This is a genomic window from Streptomyces sp. NPDC060366 (assembly GCF_042725135.1).
In the GTDB taxonomy this organism is placed as follows: domain Bacteria; phylum Actinomycetota; class Actinomycetes; order Streptomycetales; family Streptomycetaceae; genus Streptomyces.
Genome location: NZ_JBHXDC010000009.1, coordinates 13654 through 25363, shown reverse-complemented (window position 1 = coordinate 25363; position 11710 = coordinate 13654). Strand labels below are relative to the sequence as shown.

General features: G+C 72.1%; 8 protein-coding genes. 5 read left to right on the top strand and 3 right to left on the bottom strand.

Annotated elements, in window-relative coordinates; all coding sequences use genetic code 11:
* The first annotated feature begins 3 nt into the window (after window positions 1–3).
* Window positions 4–1086, top strand: a complete 1083-nt coding sequence (locus ACFWHU_RS22155) for a sugar phosphate nucleotidyltransferase (RefSeq protein ID WP_385797099.1) — start codon at window positions 4–6, stop codon at window positions 1084–1086.
* A gap of 168 nt (window positions 1087–1254) precedes the next feature.
* Window positions 1255–2277, top strand: a complete 1023-nt coding sequence (locus tag ACFWHU_RS22150) for a DNA-3-methyladenine glycosylase family protein (RefSeq protein ID WP_387226579.1) — start codon at window positions 1255–1257, stop codon at window positions 2275–2277.
* 26 nt (window positions 2278–2303) lie between these two features.
* Here the strand turns inward: ACFWHU_RS22150 and ACFWHU_RS22145 are convergent, their stop codons facing one another.
* From ACFWHU_RS22145 to ACFWHU_RS22135, 3 genes are read right to left on the bottom strand one after another with little or no spacing between them, the layout of a single operon-like run.
* On the bottom strand, window positions 2304–3635 hold the full coding sequence (locus tag ACFWHU_RS22145) for a coenzyme F420-0:L-glutamate ligase (protein ID WP_385797095.1): 1332 nt from the start codon (window positions 3633–3635) through the stop codon (window positions 2304–2306).
* Window positions 3636–3679: 44 nt separating this feature from the next.
* Complete coding sequence (cofD, locus tag ACFWHU_RS22140; protein ID WP_385797093.1) at window positions 3680–4648, bottom strand: 2-phospho-L-lactate transferase; 969 nt, start codon at window positions 4646–4648, stop codon at window positions 3680–3682.
* Window positions 4649–4661: 13 nt separating this feature from the next.
* Window positions 4662–5162 (bottom strand): cysteine dioxygenase, encoded by a 501-nt coding sequence (locus tag ACFWHU_RS22135; protein WP_385797092.1) that lies wholly within the window; start codon window positions 5160–5162, stop codon window positions 4662–4664.
* Window positions 5163–5811: 649 nt separating this feature from the next.
* On the opposite strand from ACFWHU_RS22135, the gene ACFWHU_RS22130 reads away from it, so the two are divergent.
* The 3 genes from ACFWHU_RS22130 (at window position 5812) to ACFWHU_RS22120 (ending at window position 11704) form a co-directional block, all read left to right on the top strand.
* Window positions 5812–6075 carry a WhiB family transcriptional regulator gene (locus ACFWHU_RS22130; protein WP_023541320.1) on the top strand — a complete coding sequence of 88 codons (264 nt, stop codon included), beginning with the start codon at window positions 5812–5814 and terminating at the stop codon, window positions 6073–6075.
* Between the two features lie 278 nt (window positions 6076–6353).
* Complete coding sequence (locus tag ACFWHU_RS22125; RefSeq protein ID WP_387226575.1) at window positions 6354–10109, top strand: glycosyltransferase; 3756 nt, start codon at window positions 6354–6356, stop codon at window positions 10107–10109.
* Window positions 10106–11704, top strand: a complete 1599-nt coding sequence (locus ACFWHU_RS22120) for a DUF5719 family protein (protein WP_387226573.1) — start codon at window positions 10106–10108, stop codon at window positions 11702–11704. The genes ACFWHU_RS22125 and ACFWHU_RS22120 overlap by 4 nt, the downstream gene beginning before the upstream one ends.
* Window positions 11705–11710: the final 6 nt, after the last annotated feature.

Below are 11710 nucleotides of genomic sequence, written 5' to 3'. Positions count from 1 at the left end.
AAGGTGACTGAAGCGATCCTCCTGGTCGGCGGCAAAGGCACCCGGCTCCGGCCGCTCACGGTGCACACGCCCAAGCCGATGGTCCCGGCGGCCGGCGTCCCGTTCCTCGCACATCAGTTGGGACGGGCGCGGGCCGCCGGTGTCGAGCACATCGTTCTGGCGACGTCCTATCTGGCCGAGGTCTTCGAGCCGTACTTCGGGGACGGCTCGTCGCTCGGCCTGCGGCTGGAGTACGTCACCGAACACGAGCCGCTCGGCACCGGCGGCGCGATCCGCAACGTCGCCTCCCGGCTGGACTCCGGTCCGGACGACCCGGTGCTCATCTTCAACGGCGACATCCTGACGGGTCTGGACATCGGGGCGCTGGTCGACACCCACGCGTCGGCCGGGGCGGACGTCTCGCTGCATCTGACACGGGTCGACGACCCGAGGGCGTTCGGGCTGGTGCCGACGGACGACAGCGGCCGGGTCACGGCGTTCCTGGAGAAGCCGCAGACCCCGGAGGAGATCGTCACCGACCAGATCAACGCGGGGGCGTACGTATTCCGCCGCTCGGTGATCGACTCCATCCCGGCGGGGCGTCCGGTGTCGGTCGAACGCGAGACGTTCCCGGGCCTCTTGGAGTCGGGCGCGCATCTGCACGGCATGGTCGACTCCACGTACTGGCTGGACCTGGGCACGCCCCAGGCGTTCATCCGCGGCTCGGCGGACCTGGTCCTCGGCGTGGCACCGTCCCCGGCGGTCCCGGGCCGCTGCGGCGACCGTCTCGTCCTCCCGTCGGCCACGGTCGCCCCGGACGCGAAGCTCACGGCGGGCACGGTGATCGGCGCGGGCGCGGTGATCGCGGAGGGCGCCCGCATCTCGGGCAGCGCGATCCTGGACAACGCGGTGATCGGTCCCGGGGCGGTCATCACGGACTCACTGGTGGGCGCGGGAGCGCGGGTGGGCGCGCGTACGACACTGTCGGGCACGGTGATCGGCGACGGCGCGACGGTGGGCCCGGACAACGAGCTCCACGCGGGAGCCCGCGTCTGGTGCGACACGACGCTCCCGCCGCGCTCGATCCGCTTCTCGTCGGACGAGTAACACGTCCTTGCTTGAAGCCTGTCCGGCGATCGAGGACAAGGGCCGGCCTGTCGGGGGCCGGGGGTCCGGGGGCCCGTCCCCGGTTTCGGGAAGGGGCGGGGCAGGGGAGAGGCCCCGCTCGCGGACCGCCTACCCTCGTCACAGACCCCGACACCAAGGACCCTCCCCGTGGCAGGCCGCTTCGCCCCCCGTACCCCCGCCGTCCCCACCCCCCGAACACCCGGCGGCATCGGCCCTCGCACCGGCACCACGAGCGCCAAGACCCGGACCTGGACCCCGCCGGGCGACGCGTTCGAGCTGGGCCTCGTCCTCGGGCCCCTGCGACGCGGCCCCGCCGACCCCACCTTCCGTACCGCGCCCGACGGCTCCGCCGTCCGCGCCACCCGGACGCCCGCCGGACCCGGCACCCTGCGGGTCAGGGCGGTCGGCGACGGCACCGTGCACGCCGAGGCATGGGGCCAGGGCGCGGACTGGCTGCTGGAGCGGCTGCCCGAGATGCTCGGCGCCTCGGACGACCCCGCCGCCTTCGTCCCGCGCCACAGGCTCCTCGCCGCGTCCCAGCGCCGCCGTCCGGGCCTGCGCCTGTGCCGTACCGGCCTCGTCCTGGAGTCGCTGATCCCGTCGATCCTGGAGCAGAAGGTCACGACGATCGAGGCGAACCGCGCCTGGCGCCACCTCGTACGCAAATACGGCGAGCCCGCCCCCGGTCCCTACGGCGACTCGTCCGACGGCCGTCGCGACAGCCGGATGTACGTCATGCCCGACGCCCGCGCATGGGCCATGATCCCGTCCTGGGAGTGGCACAAGGCCGGTGTCGACGCCAAACGCTCCGACACCGTCGTACGCGCGGCCCGCGTCGCCCGCCGGCTGGAGGAGGCCGCCGGCATGGAGCCCGAACTCGCCTCCGCCCGGCTCCAGTTGATCCCCGGCATCGGGCCGTGGACCGCCGCCGAGGTCCTTCAGCGGTCCAACGGCGCTCCGGACGCCGTCACCGTCGGCGACCTCCATCTGCCGGGCATCGTCGGCTACGCGCTCGCCGGCCGCCCCGACACCGACGACGCCGGGATGCTCGAACTGCTGGAGCCGTACGCCGGCCAGCGCCACCGCGCCGTACGGCTCATCCTCCTCAGCGGCCGCACCCCACCACGCCGCGCACCACGCATGCCCGTCGGCAGAATCGCCCATCTCTAGGGGGCCTACGGACGGACCACGCGGGCTCACCGCACCTCGATGAAGTCCTCCGGCTCCCGCCCCGGCCTGCTCTTCGGGGCCGTCGCCGCGTGCCCGACCGCCACCGCGCCCATCGGGTCCCAGTTCGCGGGCAGTTCGAGCACGTCCCGTACGACGTCGCGGCAGAACATCGTGGACGACACCCACGCGGAGCCGAGCCGCTCTCCGGCCAGGGCCACCAGGAAGTTCTGCACACCGGCGCCCGTCGCGACCACGAACATCTCGCGCTCGGCCATGTCGCGCCGCGCGTCCCCGTACGTGTGCGCGCCGTCCGCCACCAGGCACGGCACCACCAGATACGGCGCGGCGCGCAGTACGTTCCCGCGCCGTACCCGCTTGGCGACCGAGTCCTCCGACTTGCCGTCGCGGCGCAGGTCCGCGATCCACGCGTCCCGCATCGCGTCGACGAGCCGCAGACGCGACTCGGGCGACTCCAGCAGGACGAACCGCCACGGCGTCGTGTGATGCGGCGCCGGAGCCGTCACGGCCGCGGCGACCGCGCGGCGGACCGCGCCCGTGTCGACCGGCTCGTCGGTGAACTCCCGGACCGTACGGCGCTGGGTGACCGCCTCCCGTACCGCCTCGGACGTCCCGAGCCGGAACATGTCGTCGGCCGCGACCCGCACCATCGCCCGCGCGCCGTCCGCCGATTCGCCCACCAGCCGCCCGAGGCCGGTCACGACCGCCACCGGCAGCCCGGCGGCCTTGCCCTTCACCAGGTCGCCCGCGGCGGCCAGTTCGTCTGCGAGAGCGACGACCGTCGCGCCCAGCGGATTGCCGTGCGCGTCCGTACCGCCGCGCAGATCGTCCAGGACCCGCACTCCCGCCGCGCCGATCGCGACGTCCGTCAGCCCGTTGCGCCACGGCCGGCCGAAGGTGTCCGTGACGATCACGCCGACGTCCACGCCCAGCGCGTCCCGCAGCCCGTCGCGGATCGCACGGGCCGAGGCGTCGGAGTCCTCGGGCAGCAACAGAACCGTCCCCGGAGGGGTGTTGGACGCGTCGACACCGGCCGCCGCCATCACCAGGCCCTGCCGGTTCTCCACGATCCGCAGCGGCCCGCGCCGCGCCACGACGCGGACGGTCTCGGCGTCGATCGCCGCCTCACGGTCCCGCGCCTCGACGATCCTGCCCTCGGCCTTGGACACGATCTTCGACGTCACGAGGAGGATGTCCCCGTCGACCAGACCGGGCCCCGCGGCGACGATGAGCTTCGCGAGATCGTCGCCCGCGCGGACCTCGGGCAGCCCGTCGAGCGCCCGGACGCCGTACGAGAGGACGCCCGCGTCAGCGCGCGTCCCCGCACCTTCGTCAGCCACTCCGCCTTCGCGCCCGTCTTCGCTTCCGCTTTCGTGGGACAACGTCACGCCCGCACCTCCTCGGCCAGCGCCAGCGCCTCACGCGCCATCGCTGTCGTCGCGTCCAGATCGGTCATCATCAGCGGTACGGCCCTGCTGCGGATCCCCGCGCCCTCGATCTCGGCGACGGCTGCCGCGTCCACGGTGTCGACCAGCCAGCCGTCCAGCAGTCCCGAGCCGTAGTGCTGCGCCACGGCGGTGGCCGTCGACTCGACGCCGATCGCCGCGAGGACCTTGTCGGCCATCCCGCGCACCGGCGCGTCCCCGACGATGGGCGAGAGCCCGACGACCGGCACCCCGGCGTCGGCGATCGCCTCGCGGATCCCCGGCACGGCCAGGATCGTGCCGATGCTGACGACGGGGTTGGACGGCGGGAAGAGGACGACGTCGGCCTGGGCGACGGCCTCCAGCACACCGGGCGCCGGCTTCGCCTGGTCGGCGCCGACGGGCACGACCGCGTGAGCCTCGACAGAGGCCCGCATCTTCACCCAGTACTCCTGGAAGTGCACGGCCTTGCGCTCGCCCGTGGGGCTGTCCGGCACATCGACGGCGACATGTGTCTCGACGCGGTCGTCGGACATGGGCAGCAGCCGGACGCCGGGCTTCCAGCGCGCGCAGAGCGCCTCGGTCACCGCGCTCAGCGGATAACCGGCACCCAGCATCTGCGTGCGGACGATGTGGGTGGCGAAGTCGCGGTCGCCGAGGCCGAACCACTCGGGCCCCACGCCGTACGCCGCGAGCTCCGCCTTGACCTGGAACGTCTCGTCGTCACGTCCCCAGCCCTGCTCTTCATTGATGCCACCCCCGAGGGTGTACATCACCGTGTCGAGGTCCGGGCAGACCTTCAGCCCGAACAGATGGATGTCGTCACCCGTGTTGCCGATCACCGTGATGTCCGCGTCCGGCGCGGCCTGTTTGAGGCCACGCAGGAAACGGGCACCACCGATACCGCCGGCCAGAACCACAATGCGCATGCTGTGCAGTTTGTCAGGCGGGTACGACATCCTGGGCCGCCGGGGCGCACCGGGCAGAGTGCATCGGCATCTCGGTCAGACCCGGGTAGTAGATGTGCAGACTCACGGCCGGTTCGAGTGAATCGTTGACCACCTCGTGGACGTATCCGGGGGCGAAGACCCGCTGTGCGCCGCCGAGGAGTGTGCGGCCCGCCGTCCGCGTACGCTCCGTCAGTTCGCCGTCGAGGACGGTCAGAACGCCGGACGAGCGGCCGTGGTCGTGCAGTCCGCTGCGCTGGCCGGGCACCCAGGAGAGCAGCCACACCTCGTAGCCGGGGCCGGTGCTCAGCCGGTGGTACCAGCGGCTGGCGGCGTCGTACTCGACGAGTGCGGTCCACCGCGCGCGGTCGGCGGCGATGGCACGGGCCAGACCGGCGAATTCGGCCACGGTGGCGGGGTGCTCGCGGGCGGGCTGGAGAAGGTGCGGCACCTCAAGGAGATCGCCTGCGATCTGAAGGTCGCTGTCGCTGTTCATGGGTGTGGAGGTTCCTCGGCAGAAGGCGTGCGTGGGGGCGCGAAGCAAGTGCGCGAAAAGAGGGTGGGGAAGGAGATGTACGGCCGGAGCTTCAGTGGCTCAACAGCACGGACAACAGGTACAGCGACAGCGGGTCTGGGCAGCACTGCGGAATCCACGGGTGTGGGTCGCGTACATCGCTGAGGTGACCGGCATGCAATCAAAGGTGGCGGGAACGGTTCCCACTTGTCAACTCAATGACCGATTTGGCGGCAATGTTTCACCTCATCCGGTTACTGAGTCAGGGGAAAGGTTTGTGCGGCCGCTGACGGGGAGACATGGCGCAGCAGTCGGGCTCGCAAACACCGTCGCGCTCTCGTGATCGGACTGTGATTCGAATCGCTTCCGTGGCTGGATCGCAACATCGACACGGCTGCTGACGTCTCCCCCGGAGAGGAGTGGATGCGGGCAGGCCAGTGGCATGTGTCAGGTTTTTGGTGATTTGAACACTTTCCGCATAGCCTTGGTTCCGCAGAGTGAATACCGGGACCAATAGCAGATCTCGGCTTGACTGGCTCGTATCCGCACACTTGTAATTTCACTCGTGTCGTTCGGCCGAAAACGGTAGCGGCCGCAAGCACGGGGACGTAAAGACAGACGAGGGGCGCACATGACCGAGCTGTTCGAACAACTGCTGGTCGAGGACGCGGACGAGGAACTCGGCTGGCAGGAGCGCGCGTTGTGCGCCCAGACCGATCCCGAGTCCTTCTTCCCCGAGAAGGGCGGCTCCACCCGGGAGGCGAAGAAGGTCTGTCTCGCCTGTGAGGTCCGCTCCGAATGCCTGGAGTACGCCCTCGCCAACGACGAGAGGTTCGGTATCTGGGGCGGTCTCTCCGAGCGTGAACGCCGGCGTCTCAAGAAGGCCGCGGTTTGAACAGTTCCAGCCATTCTCCGCACGCGCCCTGCGCGATAGCCCGCGCGAGACCTCGCGAGGCGATCTCCCAACGGTCCGTCATCTGCGTCCTCTTCGCAGGCGGCGGACCGTTGTCGTGACCGGCACGCGCGGCCCGGTCCGGCGCTGTCTCCCGCGTCGTCCGCTTTGTCCGGGCGCTCGGCGATCCGGTGCTTGTTCGTACCGTTAGTGTGGGGCCCCGTCCGAGACGCCCCAACGCCCCGTCGGGGCGACCCCCCGGCCGGAGGGCCCCTACCTCGATGTCCGCCACCACAGCCGCGTTCGATTCAGCCACCGCACCGGAGTACCCGCGGCACGTCGTCACCGCCGTGCTCGTCTCCCACGACGGTGCCCGCTGGCTCCCCGACGCCCTCACCGGGCTGATCGGCCAGGAACGCCCCGTACAGAACGTCATCGCCGCCGACACGGGCAGCGCCGACGAATCGGCCACGCTGCTCACCGAATCGCTCGGCCCCGACCGCGTCGTCCACCTCGCCCGCCGCACCAGCTTCGGTACGGCCGTCGAGGAGGCGGTCCGCACCGCCGGCGTGCAGACGCCCGACGACCTGCCGTATCTGAAACGCCCGAGCGGCTGGGACCCCGTCACCAGAACCTGGCACGACGAGGCGTACGACATGCCCGACCTGCCCCACGGCGAGCCCGTGCAGTGGCTGTGGCTGCTCCACGACGACTGCGCGCCCGACCCCGACGCACTCGCCGAACTGCTGCGCGTCGTCGATTCCGACTCGCACGCCGCGATCGTCGGTCCCAAGCTGCGCGGCTGGTACGACCGCAAGCAGCTCCTGGAGGTCGGCGTCTCCATCGCCAACAGCGGGCGCCGCTGGACCGGGCTGGACCGGCGCGAGCAGGACCAGGGCCAGCACGACCAGGTCCGCACCGTCCTCTCCGTCTCCAGCGCGGGCATGCTCATCCGCCGCGACGTGTGGGAGGAGCTCGGCGGCTTCGACCGCAGACTCCCGCTGATGCGCGACGACGTGGACCTGTGCTGGCGCGCGCACGCCGCGGGACACCGGGTGCTCGTCGCGCCCGACGCCGTCCTCAGGCACGCAGAGGCCGCCGCACGCGAGCGCCGCACCGTCGACTGCGCGGGCCGCTCCGTCGTCAACCCGCACCGGGTCGACAAGGCCGGCGCCGTCTACACGATGCTCGTCAACTCACGTAGCGCCGTCCTGCCCTACGTACTACTGCGGCTCGTCGTCGGCACACTCCTGCGCACCGTCGCCTACTTGGTGGGCAAGGCGCCGGGACAGGCCGTCGACGAGGTCATGGGACTGTCCGGCACGCTCCTGCGGCCCGGCAGAATCATCGGCGCGCGAAAACGACGCGGCAAAGGCGTCGTCGAGGCAAGTGAACTTCGCGCGCTTTTCCCGCCACCCGGCGCCACCGTCCGGGCAACGGCCGAGCAAGTAGCTGGAAGCCTCGGTGGCGGCTCTGAGACCGAAGCCGGTGGCTCACGCCACGGCGCGGTGGAGTCGGGCCCCGGCGGGGACGACGCGGACTTTCTGGAGATCGAGCAGTTCGCCCGGCTGAAGCGCCTCGCGCACAAGCCGGGCCCCGTCCTCTTCGCCGTACTGCTTATCGTCTCACTCGTCGCCTGCCGGGCACTGCTCGGCGGCGGCGCCCTCGCGGGCGGCGCTCTGCTGCCCGCGCCGCCGGACGTGGCGGGCCTGTGGTCCCGTTACGCCGACGGCTGGCACCCCATCGGCACGGGCGGCACCCAGACCGCCCCGCCCTACCTCGCGGTCCTCGCGGCCCTGTCGGCGCTGTTCCTCGGGTCGACCGGCTTCGCGCTGACCCTGCTGCTCGTCTGCTCCGTACCGCTGGCCGGAGTCACCGCGTACTTCGCCTCCCGGCCGCTCGTCGAATCGAAGCTGCTGCGGGCCTGGGCGAGCGTCGCGTACGCCTTCCTGCCCGCCGCCACCGGAGCCCTGGCCACCGGGCGGCTCGGCACGGCCGTACTGGCGGTCCTGCTGCCGCTGATCGCGCGGGCGGCCGTCGCCGCGTACGGGATCCGCGCCGAGCCGAAGGAGGGCGCCGCGAGCACCGCGCGCGGGAGCTGGCGCGCCACCTGGGCGTACACCTTCCTGCTCACCCTCGCGATGGCGTTCACCCCGATCGTCTGGCCGATGGCGCTCGTCCTCGGCCTCGCCGTCCTGGCCCTGCGCCGCGACGACATCGTGGCCTACGGGCTGCGCCTGCTGGCCGTGGTCGGCACCCCGCTGCTCGTCCTGGCCCCCTGGTCGCTCTCGCTGCTGACGTCACCGTCCAACCTCTTCCGCGAGGCGGGACTGGAGTTCGGTACGGGACAGGCCACCGCGCTCGATCTGCTCGGCATGAGCCCCGGCGGCCCCAAGGCCGCGGGCGGGGTGCTGCTGATCGGCGTCGTCCTGGCGGCACTGGCCGCGCTGCTGCGCGGCGAGCGGCAGTTCGCCGTGCGCGCGGCCTGGGTGGCCGCACTGGTGGCGCTGGTCTTCGCCGTCCTCGCGAACAACTCCGGCTGGGCCGGCCCCGCCACCCTCCTGTACGGCCTCGCGCTCATCGCGGCTGCCGTACTCGGCGCCGACGGCGCCAAGGAACGTGTCGCGAGCCAGAGCTTCGGCTGGCGCCAGCCCGTCGCCGCGCTCATCGCCGTCGCGGCCGGGGCGGCCCCGCTGCTCGCCGCGGGCGGCTGGATGCTCAGCGGCGCGACGGGCCCGCTGGAGCGGCGCGACCCCGTGCAGGTACCGGCGTTCGTCGCCGAGGAGAGCATCACCCGTGACCAGCCACGCACACTGATCCTCGGTGGTACGTCGCCCGCTGAGGTCTCGTACTCGCTCGTACGCGGCTCCGGCGGCCGGCTCGGCGACGCCGAGCTGACCGAGTCCGGCGGCAGCGACCCCGGGCTCGACAAGGTCGTCGGCCGCCTGGTCGCGGGCTCCGGCGCCGACCAGACCGACCAGCTCAGCGGTTTCGCGATCCGCTACGTCCTCGTCCGGGACGGCGCCCCGGCGCAGATGTCACGCGTTCTCGACGCCACCCCCGGCCTGAGCCGGCTCAGCCAGCTCGACGGCAGCGCGCTGTGGCGTGTCGACCGTCAGATCTCGCGGGCCACGATCGTCGAGGGCGAGAGCGACGCCGAGCCGCTGCCCGTCGGATCGTCCACGGTCGAGGCCCACACCGACATCCCGGCCGGCAAGGCCGGACGCGTGCTGCGGATCGCCGACCGGGCCGCCGAGGGCTGGCAGGCCACGCTCGACGGCCGCCTCCTTGAGAAGACGACCGTCGACGGCTGGGCGCAGGGCTTCGAGCTCCCCGCCGAGGGCGGCAGGCTCGACCTCACGTACGAGGACTCGTTCACCCACACCGCGTGGGTCTGGGCGCAGGCCGCGCTCGGCGTCGTACTCCTCGTGCTCGCCCTGCCGGGGCGGCGCAGGGAGATCGACGACGACCTGCCCGAGGAGCAGGCAGAGGTGCCCGCACAGCCCGTGTCCGGAGAGGGCCGCCGGGCACGCAGGCTGCGGGCCGCGGCGCAGGCGGAGGCGGAGACCGCGGAAGGCACCGACAGCGCCGACAGCGTGGAGACCGTGCCGCCGCCCCCGGCGGAAGCCCCGTACGTCGCCGCCGCGGCGGTTCCGCAGCAGCAGTCGTACGGAGAGTGGGACGGCCAGTCCTCCTACCAGGGCGCGGACTACGGCTCGTACACGAACGAACAGCAGTACCAGGGCGGGCAGAACGAGCAGCAGCAGTACGAAGGCGCCCCCTATCAGGGCCAGCAGCAGTACGACGGGGCGCAGCAGTACGAGGGCGCGCCCCAGTACGACGCCGACGGCTATCAGCAGTACCAGCAGTATCCGGCGGACCAGTACCAGCAGCAGGCGCCGGTCCAGTACGACCAGTACGGATACGTCGTCCAACAGCCGTACGCCGAGGGGCAGCAGCCCTACACCGCCCCCCAACAGCCGTACACCGACGGCAATGAGAACGAGCAGCGTCCCGACGGGAGCAGCAACCAGTGAACCGCACGACCCTCTCCCTCACCGCGGCCGCCACCGCACTCGCCGCGGTCACCGGGTTCGCCGCGGTCAGCGCCCCCGACAGCGCCGACACGACGGCGACGTCGAAGACGCCCGCGCGGCTCCCCGTCGAGCGCAGCAGCCTGCTCTGCCCCGCGCCCAGCACGTCGGAGCTGGCCGAGACGGTGTACACGTCCTTCACGCCCGTCGGGACCGACGGCGCGGGCACGGGCGGCACGGCCGAACTGGCGCCGTCCGCCGCGCCCTTGGACGACGCGACGGCCGCCGACGACGAGAAGAAGGACGACAAGGACGAGGAGAAGGACGAGGAGAAGACGGGCGACACGGCCGAGGACGACAGCGCGAAGAAGCCCGTGGCGGACGGAGCGGACGCCAAGGCCAAGCCGTTCATGGCCCTCAAGGAGCCCGGCAAGCCCGTCTCCGGGACCAAGAACGTCTCGGACGCCCCCGCGCTCGTCGGCACGGCCACCGGCCGTCTCGCGCCCGGCTGGACCACCCAGCAGACCACCACGGTCACGGGCGGCGACGGACGCGGACTGCTCGGTATGAGCTGCACCGCGCCCGACACCGACTTCTGGTTCCCCGGCGCGTCCACGGACAAGGCACGCCAGGACTACGTCCACCTCACCAACCCGGACGACACGGCGGCCGTCGCCGACGTCGCGCTGTACGGCAAGGAAGGCACGCTCAAGTCCGACACGGGAGAAGGCATTCCGGTCCCGGCGCGTTCCAGTGTCCCCGTCCTGCTGTCGACCCTCACCGGAGAGGCCGAGCCGAACGTCACCGTCCATGTCAGTACCCGCACGGGCCGAGTGGGCGCCGTGGTGAACGCGGCCGACGAGAAGCTCGGCGGCGACTGGCTGGCAGCCTCCGCCGATCCGGCGCCGCGCGTGGTGCTCCCCGGAATCCCGGCGGACGCCACCTCCGTACGACTGGTGGTCTTCGCGCCCGGTGAGGACGACGCCGAACTGAAGGTGCGGCTGGCCGGCGAGAGCGGCACGATCGTCCCGGCCACCGCCGCCGAGACACTCAACGTGAAGTCGGGCATGACGGCCTCGCTCGACCTGGGGGACGTCACCAAGGGCGAGGCAGGCTCGGTGCTCCTGGGCCCGGCGGAGGGCGCCGGCGAGACCCCGGTGGTCGCCGCGCTGCGCGTCGTACGGGGCAAGGGCATCAACCAGGAGGTCGCCTTCATCCCGGCGACCGGCCCGGTGACCGAGCGCGCGACGGCCGCCGACAACCGTGCCAAGGGCTCGACGCTGTCACTGGCCGCGCCGGACGGCACCGGCAAGGTGAAGGTCACGGCCTCGGCGGGCAGCGGGGGAGGCGAGCAGGTCGTCAAGACGTACACGGTCAAGGGCGGTACGACGCAGGCCGTCACGCCGCCGGTGCCGCAGGGCCTCAAGGGCTCGTACGCGCTGACGGTGGAGCCCGAGTCGGGCGGTCCGGTCCACGCGGCGCGCACGCTGGCGCTGACCCAGGACGGCGTACCGATGTTCACGGTGCAGACGCTGCCGGACGACCGGGGCATGGTGTCCGTACCGGCGACGAAGGAAGACCTCTCCGTACTGGAGTGAGGTCGG

Bases quoted from the DNA above. Each gene is read 5' to 3' on its own strand.
- cofD (WP_385797093.1), bottom strand. From the start codon at position 4,648: ATGCGCATTGTGGTTCTGGCCGGCGGTATCGGTGGTGCCCGTTTCCTG.
- ACFWHU_RS22135 (WP_385797092.1), bottom strand. From the start codon at position 5,162: ATGAACAGCGACAGCGACCTTCAGATCGCAGGCGATCTCCTTGAGGTG.
- ACFWHU_RS22130 (WP_023541320.1), top strand. From the start codon at position 5,812: ATGACCGAGCTGTTCGAACAACTGCTGGTCGAGGACGCGGACGAGGAA.
- ACFWHU_RS22125 (WP_387226575.1), top strand. From the start codon at position 6,354: ATGTCCGCCACCACAGCCGCGTTCGATTCAGCCACCGCACCGGAGTAC.